Origin of the sequence: Limnohabitans sp. (assembly GCF_046052825.1) — a bacterium.
Classification (GTDB): domain Bacteria; phylum Pseudomonadota; class Gammaproteobacteria; order Burkholderiales; family Burkholderiaceae_C; genus Limnohabitans.
Window position 1 is genome coordinate 21,422 of the sequence record NZ_JAVLFP010000028.1, and the last position, 14,947, is coordinate 36,368.

The 14,947-nt window shown below is 61.2% G+C and carries 14 protein-coding genes; 10 read left to right on the forward strand and 4 right to left on the reverse strand.

The window, feature by feature from the left end; translation table 11 throughout:
* Positions 1-2: 2 nt before the first annotated feature.
* Genes ACKWJN_RS03990 through ACKWJN_RS04000 form a run of 3 tightly spaced genes read left to right on the forward strand, consistent with a single transcriptional unit; the run spans position 3 to position 3,824 of the window.
* Positions 3-1,196, forward strand: a complete 1,194-nt coding sequence (locus tag ACKWJN_RS03990; protein ID WP_408594737.1) for an amidohydrolase family protein — start codon at positions 3-5, stop codon at positions 1,194-1,196.
* A gap of 17 nt (positions 1,197-1,213) precedes the next feature.
* Positions 1,214-1,687, forward strand: a complete 474-nt coding sequence (locus ACKWJN_RS03995) for a (2Fe-2S)-binding protein (RefSeq protein WP_408594739.1) — start codon at positions 1,214-1,216, stop codon at positions 1,685-1,687.
* A gap of 4 nt (positions 1,688-1,691) precedes the next feature.
* Positions 1,692-3,824, forward strand: a complete 2,133-nt coding sequence (locus ACKWJN_RS04000) for a molybdopterin cofactor-binding domain-containing protein (RefSeq protein WP_408594741.1) — start codon at positions 1,692-1,694, stop codon at positions 3,822-3,824.
* Positions 3,825-3,915: 91 nt separating this feature from the next.
* On the opposite strand, the gene ACKWJN_RS04005 is transcribed toward ACKWJN_RS04000, so the two are convergent.
* Genes ACKWJN_RS04005 through ACKWJN_RS04020 form a run of 4 tightly spaced genes read right to left on the reverse strand, consistent with a single transcriptional unit; the run spans position 3,916 to position 8,353 of the window.
* Positions 3,916-6,312 (reverse strand): xanthine dehydrogenase family protein molybdopterin-binding subunit, encoded by a 2,397-nt coding sequence (locus tag ACKWJN_RS04005; RefSeq protein ID WP_408594743.1) that lies wholly within the window; start codon positions 6,310-6,312, stop codon positions 3,916-3,918.
* Positions 6,309-6,797, reverse strand: a complete 489-nt coding sequence (locus tag ACKWJN_RS04010) for a (2Fe-2S)-binding protein (RefSeq protein ID WP_408594744.1) — start codon at positions 6,795-6,797, stop codon at positions 6,309-6,311. Before ACKWJN_RS04010 ends, ACKWJN_RS04005 begins: the two co-directional genes overlap by 4 nt.
* A 20-nt stretch (positions 6,798-6,817) precedes the next feature.
* Positions 6,818-7,693: an FAD binding domain-containing protein gene (locus ACKWJN_RS04015; protein ID WP_408594746.1), complete on the reverse strand. Its 876-nt coding sequence runs from the start codon at positions 7,691-7,693 to the stop codon at positions 6,818-6,820.
* 9 nt (positions 7,694-7,702) lie between these two features.
* A complete protein-coding gene (locus ACKWJN_RS04020; protein WP_408594748.1) occupies positions 7,703-8,353 on the reverse strand; it encodes a CoxG family protein in 651 nt (216 codons plus the stop codon).
* Positions 8,354-8,472: 119 nt separating this feature from the next.
* On the opposite strand from ACKWJN_RS04020, the gene ACKWJN_RS04025 reads away from it, so the two are divergent.
* The 7 genes from ACKWJN_RS04025 to ACKWJN_RS04055 are packed head-to-tail and all read left to right on the forward strand — an operon-like array spanning position 8,473 to position 14,946.
* Entirely contained in the window at positions 8,473-9,267 is a 795-nt protein-coding gene (locus tag ACKWJN_RS04025; protein WP_408594750.1) for a TetR/AcrR family transcriptional regulator, read from the forward strand.
* 1 nt (position 9,268) lies between these two features.
* Positions 9,269-9,739, forward strand: a complete 471-nt coding sequence (locus ACKWJN_RS04030) for a VOC family protein (RefSeq protein ID WP_408594752.1) — start codon at positions 9,269-9,271, stop codon at positions 9,737-9,739.
* Between the two features lie 17 nt (positions 9,740-9,756).
* A complete protein-coding gene (locus ACKWJN_RS04035) occupies positions 9,757-11,037 on the forward strand; it encodes an FAD-dependent monooxygenase (RefSeq protein ID WP_408594754.1) in 1,281 nt (426 codons plus the stop codon).
* 29 nt (positions 11,038-11,066) lie between these two features.
* Positions 11,067-12,317, forward strand: a complete 1,251-nt coding sequence (locus ACKWJN_RS04040; protein WP_408594756.1) for an ABC transporter substrate-binding protein — start codon at positions 11,067-11,069, stop codon at positions 12,315-12,317.
* Positions 12,318-12,338: 21 nt separating this feature from the next.
* Positions 12,339-13,223, forward strand: a complete 885-nt coding sequence (locus ACKWJN_RS04045; protein WP_408594758.1) for a branched-chain amino acid ABC transporter permease — start codon at positions 12,339-12,341, stop codon at positions 13,221-13,223.
* A complete protein-coding gene (locus ACKWJN_RS04050) occupies positions 13,220-14,203 on the forward strand; it encodes a branched-chain amino acid ABC transporter permease (protein ID WP_408594760.1) in 984 nt (327 codons plus the stop codon). Before ACKWJN_RS04045 ends, ACKWJN_RS04050 begins: the two co-directional genes overlap by 4 nt.
* Entirely contained in the window at positions 14,200-14,946 is a 747-nt protein-coding gene (locus ACKWJN_RS04055; protein ID WP_408594762.1) for an ABC transporter ATP-binding protein, read from the forward strand. The genes ACKWJN_RS04050 and ACKWJN_RS04055 overlap by 4 nt, the downstream gene beginning before the upstream one ends.
* Position 14,947 lies beyond the last annotated feature (1 nt).

Genomic DNA, 14,947 nt, shown 5'->3' on the forward strand with positions numbered 1-14,947 from the left:
CCATGTTTTACACCTGTGCCGCTTCTTGCAGTGACCCCGATCACGACCACGGCTTCTCCCTCGCCAGCAGCGCCAAAACAGCCAAGGCCGCCACGGCCAAAGCGGCCAAGAGCAGCAGCACCAAGGCCGCTGCCACCACGGGCGTCAAGTCCAAATCAGCCACCGCCCACATCGTCAAAGACCGTCGCGGCAAATCCAAAGTGGTGGACATCCACTGCCATTACCTCAACCCCGAGGTGAACAAAAAAACCGCCCACCTCAATGCGGCGCAGTACGACCCCACGGTGATCTTTGCCAACGAGTTGACCAACCAAACCAACGTCAAGCAAATGAAAACCCGTGCCCCCAAATTGATGGGCATCGAAGAGCGCATCCAAGACATGGACCGCATGGGCGTGGACATACAGGCCGTGTGCCCAGCGCCTTACCACTACTTTTATTTCACCGAGCCCAAACTCGGTGCCGAGTTGGCACGCGACGTGAACCACGGCATTGCCGAGTTGGTGGCCAAGCACCCCGACCGCTTTGTGGGCTTGGGCTCGGTGCCTTTGCAAAACGCCGAACTGGCCGTCAAAGAGCTGGAGTACTGCGTCAAAAAACTCGGCATGCGCGGCGTGGAAATTTGTACCAACGTCAACGGCATGAACCTGACCGACCCCCGTTTGGGCTTGGAGAAGTTCTTTGCCAAAGCCAATGAGTTGGGCACCGTGATCTTCATGCACCCCCTGGGCTACACCCAGGGCGAGCGCTTGACCAACCACTACTTCAACAACGTGATTGGCAACCCACTTGAGACCACCGTGGCCGTGAGTCACCTGATCTTGGATGGCGTGGTGGCACGCAACCCCAAAATCAAATTCATCGCCGCCCACGGCGGTGGCTACATTGCCCACTACTGGGCCCGCATGGACCATGCGTGGCAGGCCCGCCCCGACGTGCGCACCGTCATCAAGAAAAAGCCATCGAGCTATTTGGAGAAGTTCTACTTCGACACCATCACCTTCGACCCCCGCATGTTGAAAAACCTGATCGACCGTTACGGCGCTGAGCATGTGCTACTGGGCACCGACTATCCCTACGACATGGGCATGGACGATCCACTGGGCTTGATCGCCAGCGTCAAAGGCTTGCCTGCCACACAGCGCCGCATGATCGAAGGCCTCAACGCCATGAAGCTGTTGAAGATCAAAGCCTGAAACGCCAAGGGGTGCGCATGAACACTGCGAGTTTTCAGCTCAACGGCCAAGCCGTTGCCGTGCAGGCCGAGGCCAACACCGCGCTGGTGCATGTGCTGCGCAACCCCTGCAACGCCAAAGACGTGCGCTACGGCTGTGGCGCAGGCAACTGTGGCGCATGCACCGTCATCGTGGACGGCCATGCGCAGCAGTCGTGCAACACGCCCAATGGGGCGGTGCAAGGCTGTGATGTGCGCACACCCGCCTCGTTGCCGCAAGACCCGGTGGGCGCGGTGGTGCTGCAAGCCTTTGTGGACGAGCAAGCAGCCCAGTGCGGCTACTGCATCAACGGCATGCTCATGTCTGTCACCGCCTTGTTGCAGCACAACCGCCAACCTTCGGACGGCGACATCACCCAAGCCCTGAACCGCCATCTGTGCCGCTGCGGCACCCATGTGCGCATCGTGCGCGCCACGCGCTTGGCCATTCAACGTTTGAATGCGAAGGGTTAAAGCCATGTCTGCACCACTTCCTTCCAGCATTCAAACCGCGCCTTTGTTGGGCCAATGGGTTCACCTGTTGGACGATGGCCATTTTCAAATTCGCAGCGGCAAGGTCGAACTGGGGCAGGGCATTTCTGCCGCCTTGCTCAAAGTGGCTTGCCAAGAATTGGGTTTGCGCCCCGACCAAACCAGCTTGCTCGCAGGCCACACCGCGCAGAGCCCCGACGAGGGCTACACCGCAGGCAGTTTCTCGGTGGAGGTGGGTGTCTCGGCCTTGCGCCATGCGTGCGTGCAGATGCGACGTGTGTTTGCCCAGCAGGCCAGTGCGCATCTGTCGGTGCTGCCTTCCGCGCTCAGCTTGAAAGACGGTGTGTTTTCGGCAGACGCGACCGCCCAGCGTGTGAGTTACCACGACTTGGCACACAGTTTTGACTACGCCGCCACGCGGCTCGATCTGCCGCTCACGGACGAGGCAGACCCGGGCCAGCTGCTATCCCCCGCCGATGATGCTTTTGTGCGTGTGGACCTGTGGGACAAATTCACCGGCCCGGGGTTTGTGCATGACATCGTGCGCCCACACATGCTGCATGCGCGAGTTCTGCGTGGCCTGCATGCCGAGGCGCGTGTACACCAGCCCGACTTGGCCGCTTTGCGGGCATTGGACGGCGTGACGCACCTGGTGTGTCAAGGCGAGTTCATCGCCTTGCTGGGGCCCGATGAGGCGGCGCTGCTGCGCGCCCATGAAAAAGCCTGTGCTTTGGTGAAATGGGTGTTGCCCGAGTTGCCCGCTTTTCAAGAAATCGAGCCCTTGCTGACCAGCTTGCCAGCGGTCACGCAAGAGGTGGTGAACGAGGGGCAAGCCATGGCTTGTGCCCAGCGGCTCACGCAGCGTTACTCCAAACCTTATATTGCACACGCCTCCATCGGCTTGGCCTGCGCGGTGGCCGAGCCTTCACTCACGGGCAGCGGACAAGCGGGCTTGACCGTGTGGACGCATTCGCAGGGCGTGTTCAAGCTGCGCGAACAAATGGCCGCTGCTTTGGGCGTGGCGGTGGACACCCTCGATGTGGTGCACAGCCCCGGCGCGGGTTGCTATGGCCACAACGGCGCTGACGATGTGGCCTTGGACGCCGCCTTCTTGGCGCATCAACTCCAAGTGCCGGTGCGTGTGCAGTGGACGCGGCAAGACGAGTTGTGTGTCTCGCCAATGGGTTCTGCCAGCTTGGTGGAGCTGAGCGCAGGCCTAGACCCACAAGGGCGCATCACCGATTGGCAAGCCCAGACCTGGAGCCACAGCCACTTGAACCGCCCCGGTTGGTCGAGCGGCATCAACCTTTTGGGGGCTTGGGCCTTGCACCCTGACGTCCCCAGACCGGAAGAAAAAGACGTCACCTTGCCCACGGGCGGCGGCTTGCGCAACATCATTCCTTATTACGACTTGCCGGCCTTGCAGGTCACGCAACACTTTGTGCCCCACGGGCCGGTCCGTGTGTCGGCTTTGCGCTCGCTCGGCGCTTATGCCAACACCTTCGCCATTGAGTCGTTCATGGACGAGTTGGCCGTGATGGCGCAGGTGGACCCCCTTGAATTCAGACTGCGTCACGCCAAAGATGACCGTGCCAGCCATGTGCTGCGAACCACCGCAGCAGCGGCGCGTTGGGCGCAACGCGGCGAGGGTGGGGAAGGGCAGGGCTTGGGCCTGGCCTTTGGTCGCTACAAAAACCGTGCAGGCTATTGCGCGGTGGTCGTGGAGGTGGAGGTCGATGAGTCCATCCGCGTCAAGCAGGTTTGGTGCACGGTGGATGCAGGCCGCGTGGTGCACCGCGACGGGCTGCTCAACCAAGTGGAGGGCGGTGTGATGCAAGCCATCAGCTGGACCCTCCAAGAGGCCGTGACTTGGGGCCCCGAGGGCATCACCAGCAGCCACTGGGACGCTTACCCGATTTTGAATTTTGACGCGGTGCCTGACATCCACATCACCCTGGTGGACGACCTCGCACAACCCAGCTTGGGCGCGGGCGAAGTGGCCGCAGGGCCTGTGGGTGCGGCCATTGCCAATGCGGTGGTGCATGCACTGGGGGTGCGACCGCGCCATTTGCCGATGACGCCAGATCGGCTGCTGCGGGTGATTCACGCGCAGGCGTGAAACAGGCGCACAACGGTACCGCAGCACAACGGGACTTGGCTTTAACAGGCCAAGCGTCTGTTAGCTTGGCCTGTCAACCCGCGCGAAGGTCTTAGACCTTGCCCAGCGCCTTCAACACCTTCTCAGGCGTGAACGGTTGCGACAGCACCTGCGCCTTGAACGGCGCCAGCGCGTCGTTGATGGCGTTCATCACCGCAGCCGGGGCACCGGCGGTGCCGGCTTCGCCCGCGCCTTTGGCGCCGAGCTGGCTGCTCTTGGTGGGGGTTTGCACGTGGGCCACATGGATGTCGGGCATCTCGGCGGACATGGGCACCAGGTAATCGGCCATGTTGGCGTTGAGCATCAGGCCTTGGTTGTCGTAGAGGCACTCTTCCAGCATGGCGCCACCAATGCCTTGCACAATCGCGCCGCGAATTTGCTCATCCACCAAGCGGGGGTTGATCACGCGACCGCAGTCTTCCACCGCCCAGTGCTGCAGCAGTTTGACAAAGCCGGTGTCAGGATCAACCTCGACATACGAGGCTTGCATGCCGTTGGTGAAGATGAACGGGTAGTCACGCTGCGCGTAGTGGCGCGTCACGCTCAACTCGGGCGTGAAGTCGCTGGGCAGCAAGTCGGAGCGGAAGTAGGCAATGCGGCCCACCTCGGTCAGCGGCGTCAGCACTTCGCGGGTCTGGGCGTCCACCACTTGGCCTCGGTGCAATTCAATCTCGCTCACCTCGCGTTTCAAGATCACGGCGGCTGTCTTCAAGATGTTCGCGCGCAGCGCTTGGCCGGCCAACAACACAGCTTCGCCGCCAATACCGGCCCCACGCGAGGCCCAGGTGCCGCCACCGTAGGGCGTGACCTCGGTGTCGCCCGTGACCACACGCACCTGCGCCATGTCCACGCCCACCGCATCGGCGGCAATCTGGGTGTAGATGGCGTCGTTGCCTTGGCCTTGTTCGCCCACGCTCACCATCACCGTCACACCGCCGTTGGGGTCTAGCCGAGCAGTGGCGCCGTCTTGCGAGGCGATGCGGGCGCCGCCCACGCCATAAAACGCCGCGCTGGGGTTGGTCAGCTCAATCAGGGCGGCAATGCCAATGCCTCGGTAAATGCCTTGTTCGCGCAACGCCGCTTGTTCGGCACGCAGGGCCGGGTAGTTCATCAGGCTTTCCAACTTGTCCAGGCACGCTTGGTGTGACAGGCCTTCGAGCTTGATGCCGCTGATGCCCGAACACGGGTAAGCGTCGTCGGGGATGACGTTGCGACGGCGAATCTCCAGCGGGTCCATGGCGATGGCACGTGCCGCCATGTCCACCAAGCCTTCGGTGACGGCGCAGGCAATCGGGTGACCCACGCCACGGTATTGGCAGGTGGGGGTTTTGTTTTGGAACACCACATTCAACTTGGCGCGGTAGTGCTGGTGCTTGTACGGACCGCCCACCAGGTTGACCACCTGGTTGCCCTCGATCGCGCTGGTGCGCGGGAACATCGAGAACGGGCCAATGCCGGTCAGGTCGTCGATTTCAAAGGCCAGAATTTCGCCGTTGTTGCGCACCGCAATGCGGGCGTCGATGCGGTGGTGGCGGGCGTGGATGTCGCTGGTGAACGACTCCATGCGGTCGGCCACAAACTTCACCGGACGGCCGAGCATCATGGACAAAGCCACGGTGGCAAAGTCGTCGGGGTAGGCGTGAACCTTGATGCCAAACGAGCCGCCCACGTCTTTGCAGATCACGCGCACCGACGATTCAGGAATGTCAAATTGGCGCGCGTACAGGTCTTGCATCATGTGCGGCGCTTGTTGCGAGTGGTAGACCGTGAGCTGCTGCTCGGCGGTGCGCCAGTCGGCAATTTGGCAACGTGGCTCCAGCGTCACCCCGGTGTGGCGGCCAAACTCGAAGGTGGTGTTGACCACCTGGTCGGCTTGGGCAAAGGCCTCGTCCACGCCGCCGGTGTCTAGGCTGCGCGTGAAACACAGGTTGTCGCCCAGCTCGGGGTGAATCACCGGGGTGCTGGGGTCGAGGGCGGTTTCCATGTCCACGGCAGCAGGCAGCAGCTCCCAGTCGACTTGCAGGTATTGCAGCGCGTCTTCGGCCTGGGCGCGGGTTTCGGCCACGATGGCCACCACCGGTTCGCCTTGCCAGTGCGCGCGTTCCATGGCCAGGGGGTATTGCGGGGCCGACTTCATGTTGGCCAAGTGGCCCAGGGTGGCGACCCAAGGCTTGCAAATTTTGGCCAGCATGGGGCCGTCTGCCACCAGCAGCACGCCGGGCATGCGACGCGCAAAGTCGCCCTGAATGCGCGTGATTCGGCAGTGCGCCACCGGGCTGCGCCAGTACACCACATGGGCCATGCGCGGCAGTTCGATGTCGTCGACGTAACAGCCCTGGCCCTGCACCAAACGGCGTGAGCTGGGGCGCTCGGGGCTGTGGCCGATGTAGCGCGGGTCTTGCGTCAGGTCGTGCAAGGGGGTGTCTTGGGTGTGGACCACGGTGCTCATGCGGCAGCCTCCTGGTGGCGTTGCGCCAGCACGTCGCACACGGCGTCCACGATGGCGTGGTAGCCGGTGCAGCGGCAGTAGTTGCCACTCATCCACTCGCGCACTTCTTCGCGGGTGGCATCGGGTTTGTGTTGCACCAGTTCACGGGCGGCCATCAACATGCCGGGCGTGCAAAAGCCGCACTGCAAGGCGTTGTGTTTGACAAACGCCTGTTGCAACACACGGGCGTCGGGCAAGTCCGACAGGCCCTCCACCGTGCGCACTTGGGCGCCGTCGGCTTGCACCGCGAGTGTGAGGCAACCCCGCACGATGCGGCCGTCGACCTCGACGGTGCAAGCGCCGCAGACGCCGTGCTCGCAGCCCAGATGGGAGCCTTTGAGTCCGAGTTCGTCGCGCAACAAATCGATCAGATGCAATCGGGGTGGGATGGCACAGCTGTGCGGCTGGCCGTTGACATGGAGTCGGATGGTGTGAAGGTCTGACATGGTGTGTGCCTTGTGGGGTGTCAAGCAGCCACGCTTTGGCGTGTGGCCTGGGCCTGGGTCAGCAGGCGGCGCGCCAACACAGTGGCGAGGTGTTTTTTGGTGGCGCCGCTGTTGGTGAGGTCGGCCAAGGGGTCGAGCTCTTCGCGCAGCGAGGCCACGACCATTTCAAACGTGGTGGCGTCCAGCGGTTTGCCGACCAGCAAATGTTCGGTTTTGCGGCTGCGCAAGGGCGTGCTGGCCAAACCCAACCAACTGAGCTTGGCCGCTTGCACCACTGGGCCCGCAAAGCGCAGGTGCATGGCCAAGCCGGCGATGGCGTAGTCGCCATGGCGGCGTGCCAGTTCTTGAAAACCAAACCAGTCGTCGCGCTGTGCCAGTGGCAATTCACAGGCGGTCAACACCTCGTCATCGGCCAACTCGGTGGTGTAGAGACCGGTGAAAAAATCCAGTGCCGCGATGCGGCGTTCACCGCGTGGGCTCTGGGCCACCACCTGGCCGTCCAGGGCCAGCAAGCAGCAAGGCCACTCGGCGGCGGGGTCGGCGTTGGCGATGGAGCCGCCAAATGTGCCCGCGTTGCGGATGGCGCGGTGGGCGATGTGCGGCACCGCCAGTTTCAGCAGGGGGGCGTGTTGGGCCACCAAGCTGGAGTTTTCAATGTCGGTGTGGGTGGTCAAGGCCCCAATGCGCAACGCGGTGGGCGTGACCTGGATGCCGCGCAAGTGGCTGAGCCCGCTGATGTCAATCAGCAGCGCAGGCTCGGACAAGCGCATGTTGAGGGCGGCCAGCAGGCTTTGCCCACCGGCCAGGATGCGTGCCTCGTCACCGTGGCTGGCCAGCAGCGACAGCGCCTGCTCCAGGGAGCGGGCTTTGATGTAATCGAATTCGGGGGATTTCATGTCGGTGCCTCAGCGAAACAAGCTGGCCAACACGACGCCAAATCCGGTGGCCGCACAGCCGCAGGCAAACCACAGCAAGCGGGTGCCTTCACTGAGGAGCGGGGCTGCGGCAGATGGGCTGTGCACATGGCTGGCGTGAGAAGCGCTGGTGCTTGCCGAGTGCGCGGCAGCGGCACCATGCGTGGGCGGTGCACCTGCGGTGGATGAAGGCGGGGTCTGCCCATCCCCCAATTCTTGGCCGAGGCGCTTGAAGAATTGATCGGCCATTTGTTTGGAAGCGGCGTCCAGCATGCGTGCGCCAATTTGCCCCAGCTTGCCACCCACCGAGGCGGTGGCGGTGTAGTGCACCACGGTGGCGTCGCCGTCGTCGCGCAGTTGCACCGACGACTTGCCGGTGGCCATGCCAGCCGTGCCGCCTGAGCCTTCAAAGTTCATCACGCAGGCGCTGCCTGCCACCACATCGCTGAGGGTGATTTTTCCGACGAAGCGGGCCCGCACCGGACCGGCTTTGACCAGCAAACGCACATGGCGTTCGGTGGGTGAGGTGATCTCAACTTCTTCGCAGCCCGGAATGCACGCCATCAAGGTGCGTGCATCGTTGAGCGCATGCCAGACGCGCTCTCGGGGCGCGTTGATGCGAACTTCTCCAGTCAATTCCATGGTGTTCTTTCAGGATGTTGTGGGGCTGTCATGGCCATGCGGAGGACTTGTCGCAGGGGTGCCTGCGCTGAGGGTTTGCCCCGATGATGTTATTGACCAAACGTTCAACAATGCTACCCATGGTTGACGCATTGGTAAATAGGTCTTTGCCTAGGAAAAACCCGAAAGGCAAGCTCGCTGCCCCAGAGGCGGCGCGCAAGCGCATGTCGGTGCTCGACCGTGATCGTCACATCGTCGATGGCGCCATCCAATTTTTTGCGCGCCATGGCTTTGACGCACAAATGCGCGATTTGGCCAAAAGCATTGGCGTCACACATGCTTTGCTGTACCACTATTTCCCCACCAAGCAGGCCTTGGTGGACCGTGTGTATTTGGAAGTGTTCGAGGGCCGCTGGAAGCCCGAGTGGGAGCAGTGGCTGGACGATGACCATTTGTCCACCGAAGACAAGTTCACCTTGTTCTACATCGATTACGCCGAGACGGTGTTGACGCACGACTTTGTGCGCATCTTGATTTTTTCGGGTTTGACCGACCAAACCATCACCAACCGATTTTTTGACTTGCTGCGCGAACGCCTGTTCCCGCGACTCATCCGTGAAACCCGTCGCTACCGCGCGTTCAAGAGCCGTGCGCAAGCATCGGTGATGGAGCGTGAGTTGTTGATGGGCTTGCACGGCAGCATTTTTTACAGCGGCCTGCGTCGTTGGGTTTACAGCCAAGCGGTGCACGAAGGCAATCCACCTGCCTATGACCGCGTGGTCATACGCAACCAGGTGCGCAGCTATTTGCAGGCCAGTTGCGTGGTGTTGAGTCAACCTCAGCCCGCCAAGGTCAAGACGGCGACACCTTTGCGCGTCACAAAGCGCTCCAATGCCCACTCTCGCGCAATCAGACCCAACACCCTAAGGACTTGACATGGCACTCACCCTGAACCATTACTCGATTCGCACCACCGACATGGCTGCCACCGAGCGTTTTTACGTCGACGTGTTGGGCTTGACCGTGGGGCCGCGCCCACCGTTTCCGTTTCCGGGTTTGTGGCTCTACCGGGGTCCCCACACCGATGTGGCCAATGCCGTGGTGCACGTGATTGGCATTGACATGAACGACCCCGAGGGTTTGAAAAACTACCTGGGTGACCGCGACATCGGCTCCTTGCACGGCAGTGGTGCCGTCGACCACGTGGCGTTTTTTGCCGACGGGCTGGAGCAAATGCTCGACCATTTGGCCCAAATGAAGGTGGTGCCGCGTCAGCGCACGGTGCCTGAGATTCACCTGCACCAGTTGTTCTTTGACGACCCGAGTGGTGTGGTGGTGGAGTTGAACTACCCCACTGACGAGAAATACGCGCTCGACAAAAAACGCGCGGCCGGCTTGGCCGCTTGAACGCAAGGTCAACACACATGGCGCGGATACTGATTGTTGGCGGATCACTGGGTGGCCTGATGGCTGCCAATATGTTGCTCAAAGACGGCCACGATGTGCGTGTGCTTGAAAAAGTGCGTGGCTCGATGGACGGGCGGGGTGCTGGCATCGTCACCCACGACGCCTTGACCGATGGCTTGAAGCGTGCCGGCTTGGACGACTCAGAGTCTTTGGGCGTGGCGATCGATGGGCGCATGTCGCTCAACCACGATGGGTCGGTGGGCATTGAAATTGACATGCCGCAGGTGCTTACCTCGTGGAGCCGCCTTTACCACTTGCTGCACCGCTTGGTGCCTGCCGAGCGTTATTTGCAAGGTGTGTCGGTGGAGCGCGTGGCGCAATTGGCTGACCGTGTGGTGGTGCATGCCCTCGATGGAGAACAGCGCGTCACGTTCGAAGCCGACTTGGTGGTGGCCAGTGACGGCATCCGCTCGGCGGTGCGTCAGCAGTTTGCGCCGCAAATCCAACAGGTGTATGCAGGCTATGTGGCTTGGCGCGGTGTGTGCGAAGAATCGGTGCTGTCCAACCTCACCCTGAACACGGTGTTCGACACCTTTGGCTTTTGTTTGCCGGTGGGCGAGCAAATCATTGGCTACCCGGTCGCCGGCCCCGGCAACGACACCCGCCGTGGTCGGCGTGCCTACAACTTTGTGTGGTACCGCCCCGCACCAGCAGGCCCGGCACTCGATGCCTTGCTCACCGACGCCGATGGCGTGCACCACCCGGGCGGTATTTCGCCCAACAAGGTGTCATGGCAAAACGTGTCCGACATGCGCCAAGACGCGCGCCGCATCTTGGCGCCGCAGTTTGCCGAGATGATCGAAAAAACCGCGCAGCCGTTTTTGCAACCCATCTACGACTTGGCCTCGACCCAGATTGCGTTTGACCGCGTGGCCCTGATGGGCGACGCCTCGTTTGTGGGGCGTCCCCACATTGGCATGGGCGTGACCAAAGCGGCCGAAGATGCGGCTGCCCTGGCCGACGCCATTCGCAGCCACGGCGCGACCGCCGAGGCCTTGCGCGTGTACGAGCAACAACGTTTGCCCCAGTGCCAGATGGCGGTGGACCGTGCACGTTGGCTGGGCGCTTACATGCAGTCACAAGCCGCTGGCCATGACACCCACGCCACCGAGCGCAACGCCCGCGAGGTGGTGGCCGAAACCGCGATTGACTTGGGCCGCTATGGCCATGTCACCGCGTTCAGGCCTACCCCAGCCCCGACACAACAACACGCTGGTGCCAAGCACGCCGAGCATTGATTTCATTTCAACCCCCACAGGAGACACGCATGAACGAGCATTCAAATTCCAAGCTTCCCAGCCGCCGCCAGCTGCTGCAAATGGGCGCCGCAGCGGGCGCTGCGGGCAGTGCCCCGTTTTTGTTCAACATGGCCAGCGCCCAAACAGCGCCCATCAAAATTGGCTTTTTGGTGCCTTTGACTGGGGCCTACTCCACCGAAGCACAAGACCAAGTGCGTGCGGCTGAGTTGGCCATCAAAGAGTTCAACGACGCCGGTGGCTTCAACGGCCGCAAGGCCGAGTTGCTGGTGCGTGACGACAAGCTCAACCCCGGCGAAGCGGCTTCCCGCACCCTGGAGCTGATTGAAAAAGACAAGGTCGACTTCATGGCCGGTTCTTTGTCTGCCGCCACGCAGTTGTCGATGAATGCGGTCACGCGCGAGCGCAAGATGATCTTCAACTCGATCAGCCAATCGGACGCCATCAACGAAGTCAAGGACTGGAGTCCTTACACCTTCCACGAAGCGCTCAATCCCCACATGACGGCGGGCGCCGTGGCGCGTTATGCGTTTCCTAAATTCGGCAAACGCGTGGTGTATTTGACCGCCGACTACGCCTACGGCCACGAAATGGTGCGCGGCTTTGAGCGTGCCGGTCAATCGCTGGGTGCGACCACACTGGCCGACATCCGTCACCCCATTGGTGCCTCTGACTTCTCGGCTTTCTTGCCACGCATTCAGGCGCTCAACCCTGACATCTTGGTGATGTGTAACTTTGGCCGCGACTTGCTCAATGCCACCAAGCAAGCCAGCGACTTTGGTTTGAAAGAAAAGACCCGCATCATCACGCCCGTGTTGTTGTTCACCGCACGCCAAGCCGGTGGTGCCGAGGTGTTCGATGGTGTGGTGGGTGGCACCTCGTACTACTGGGGCATCGAAGACAAAGTGCCCGCGGCCAAGGCCTTCAACGACAAATACCGCAAGGCCTACAACGGGGCCGTGCCCACCGACTACGGCGCATTGGGCTACGCCGGTATCCGCAGCATCTTGCAAGGCGTGTTGGATGCCAAGAGCACCGACGCCAACAAGGTCAGCGACGCCATGGGTCGCATGAAATACAACTGGTACAAGGGCGACCAGTACTACCGCAAGTGCGACCACCAGTCGGTGCAGTCGGTCATCATCGTCGAGTCCAAATCCAAGGGCATGAAAGACAAGAACGACGTGTTCAATGTGGTCAGCACCGACGCACCCAACGAGGCCACTCTGCGCAGTTGCACCGAACTCGGCCACAAGGCTTAAGCCACTCAGGAGACAAGTCCCGTGACAGACATCACCCTCAATTTGTTCATGCTGCAGCTGGTGACCGGCGTGGCCTTGGGCGCTGTGTATGCGCTCTTGGCCATTGGCCTGTCGCTGATTTTTGGCATGTTGACCGTGGTGAATTTTGCCCACGGGGCTTTCTTCATGATGGGCTCTTTTTTAGGCGTCTATTTCTTGGGACTGACCGGCAGCTTTGTGCTGGGCCTGTTGATTGCCCCGCTTGTGGTGGGCGCCTTGGGTTTGTTGGCCGAGCGCTTCTTGGTGCGGCCCTTGTACGGGCGCGGCATCGATTACCCCTTGCTGCTGACCTTTGGTCTGTCGTATGTGTTGATCGATTTGGCACGTGTGCTGTTTGGCATTGAAGGCTTGCCGTCCTCTACGCCAGCGGCGTTGCGGGGGGCGGTCAATTTAGGCTTTGGCCACTTTCCGTTGTACCGCTTGTTTTTGATTGCGGCCACGGCGGTGGTGAGTGTGGGGCTGTGGTTGTTCTTGGAGAAGACGCGCTATGGCTTGATCATCCGCGCCGGCTCACGCGACTCGGAGATCGTGCGCGTGCTGGGCGTGGACATTGCCAAGGTGTGGTTCTTGGTGTTTGGCTTGGGCACAGCGATTGCCGGTTTGTCGGGTGTGCTGGCTGCCCCCACACGGGCGGTCAACCCTGAGATGGGGATTCCGGTGTTGGCCGAGTCGTTCGTGGTCACGGTGGTGGGGGGCATGGGCTCGCTGCCGGGGGCTGTGGTGGCTGGCCTGTTGGTGGGCGTGGTGTTCAGCCTGACCTCGTTGGTTGCGCCTGAATTTGCCGAGTTGTCGATCTTTGTGTTGATGGCGCTGGTGTTGTTGGTTCGGCCACAAGGCTTCTTTGGCAAAGCGGGGGCATTGGGATGAGTGAAGTGTTCAAAGACGGCGTCAACTGGGTGGCGCGTCATCGGGTCGGCGCTGTGTTGGCCTTTTTGCTGGTGTTTCCACTGCTCATGCCCTACGAGGCTCTGGCGGTCAACATCTTGATCTTTGGTTTGTATGCCGTGGGCTTCAACCTGGTGTTTGGTTACACCGGCATGTTGTCCTTCGGTCATGCGGCCTTTTTGGGTGTGGGGGGTTACCTCACGGGTATCTCCATGGTGTTCTTCAACCTGCATTGGTTGCCTGCCATCGTGGTGGGGGTGATAGCGGCTTTGTTGGTGGGTTGGGTGATGGGTTACATCGCCATCCGCACGCGCGGCATTTACTTCTCCATGGTGACCTTGGCCTTGGGGCAAATCGTGTACTACACGTTCTACAAGGCCGAGAAGTGGACGGGTGGTGAAAACGGCTTTCGCGGCATCAAGCCCGAAGCCATCGACCTCGGGCCGGTGCATCTGGACTTTTTGAACCCCATGTCCAAGTACTACATCTTGCTGTTCTTTGTGGCCCTGGCCTTGTGGCTGGTGTCGCGGGTGCTGGCCTCGCCGTTTGGTTCGGTGATCGAAGCCATCCGTGAGAACGACAAACGCACCGCTGCTTGCGGCTACGACGTGGACCGCGCCAAGCTGCTGGTGTTTGTCATTTCGGCTGGCATTTGCGGCTTGGCGGGTTCGTTGCGTGCCTTGCATCTGTCGGTGGTGCCTGTTGATTCGCTGCATTACTTGCAGTCTGGACAAGCGGTGATGATGTGTTTGCTGGGTGGCATGGGCACCTTCTTCGGCCCGTTTGTCGGTGCTGGCGTGTTCTTGTACTTGGAAGACGTGGTGACCACGCTCACGCGTTATTGGATGGCCGTGGTGGGCATCTTGTTCATGGCCTTGGTCTTGTTTTTCCCACGCGGCATTTGGGGCACTTGGATGCACACCCTGGTCAAGCGCGGTGTGTTGAAGGGAGCGCACGCATGACGGCCCCTGCTTTTTTGGACGTGCGCAACGTCAGTCGCCACTTTGGCCACTTCAAGGCCTTGTCGGATGTGACGGTGTCTTTTGCACCCAACCAGTTGACGGCCATCATTGGCCCCAACGGTGCGGGCAAGAGCACGTTTTTCAATGTGCTCAGCGGTGCCCTGACGCCTACCACGGGTGAGATCTTCTTTCAGGGTCAAAACATCACCGGCCTGGCCCCGCACGAATACGCCCGACGTGGCATTGCCAAGAGCTTTCAGATCACCAACGTGTTCAAGCAACTCAGCGTGCACGAAAACGTTCGCGTGGCCGCGCAAATGCGCTACAGCCGCTTTGACATCCTCACGCCGCGACACCAGTTGCGCGAAGCGATTGACGAAGCCAATGCCTTGCTCGAACGCGTGGGTTTGATCCAGCTGCGCGACAAAACCGTGGCCGACTTGGCCCATGGCCAACAGCGCTCGCTGGAAATTGCCATGGCCCTGGCCGCCTCGCCCAAGCTGCTGCTGATGGACGAGCCCACGGCGGGCATGTCGCCCCAAGAGACCACCGCCATGATGGACTTGATTGTCGAATTGGCCGAGGAACGCACTGTCATCTTGGTGGAGCACAAGATGAAGTTGGTGATGGGGATTTGCGAGCGTTTGATCGTGTTGCACCACGGCGAGTTTTTGGCCCAGGGCACACCCGAGGACATTCGCAACAACGACGAAGTCCGTCGTGTTTATTTAGGTCAGGGTTGAT

Coding starts and splice junctions, on each gene's coding strand:
- ACKWJN_RS04050 (WP_408594760.1), top strand. CDS start 13,220: ATGAGTGAAGTGTTCAAAGACGGCGTCAACTGGGTGGCGCGTCATCGG.
- ACKWJN_RS04000 (WP_408594741.1), top strand. CDS start 1,692: ATGTCTGCACCACTTCCTTCCAGCATTCAAACCGCGCCTTTGTTGGGC.
- ACKWJN_RS04030 (WP_408594752.1), top strand. CDS start 9,269: ATGGCACTCACCCTGAACCATTACTCGATTCGCACCACCGACATGGCT.
- ACKWJN_RS04025 (WP_408594750.1), top strand. CDS start 8,473: ATGGTTGACGCATTGGTAAATAGGTCTTTGCCTAGGAAAAACCCGAAA.
- ACKWJN_RS04055 (WP_408594762.1), top strand. CDS start 14,200: ATGACGGCCCCTGCTTTTTTGGACGTGCGCAACGTCAGTCGCCACTTT.
- ACKWJN_RS03990 (WP_408594737.1), top strand. CDS start 3: ATGTTTTACACCTGTGCCGCTTCTTGCAGTGACCCCGATCACGACCAC.
- ACKWJN_RS04010 (WP_408594744.1), bottom strand. CDS start 6,797: ATGTCAGACCTTCACACCATCCGACTCCATGTCAACGGCCAGCCGCAC.
- ACKWJN_RS04005 (WP_408594743.1), bottom strand. CDS start 6,312: ATGAGCACCGTGGTCCACACCCAAGACACCCCCTTGCACGACCTGACG.
- ACKWJN_RS03995 (WP_408594739.1), top strand. CDS start 1,214: ATGAACACTGCGAGTTTTCAGCTCAACGGCCAAGCCGTTGCCGTGCAG.
- ACKWJN_RS04015 (WP_408594746.1), bottom strand. CDS start 7,693: ATGAAATCCCCCGAATTCGATTACATCAAAGCCCGCTCCCTGGAGCAG.
- ACKWJN_RS04040 (WP_408594756.1), top strand. CDS start 11,067: ATGAACGAGCATTCAAATTCCAAGCTTCCCAGCCGCCGCCAGCTGCTG.
- ACKWJN_RS04020 (WP_408594748.1), bottom strand. CDS start 8,353: ATGGAATTGACTGGAGAAGTTCGCATCAACGCGCCCCGAGAGCGCGTC.
- ACKWJN_RS04035 (WP_408594754.1), top strand. CDS start 9,757: ATGGCGCGGATACTGATTGTTGGCGGATCACTGGGTGGCCTGATGGCT.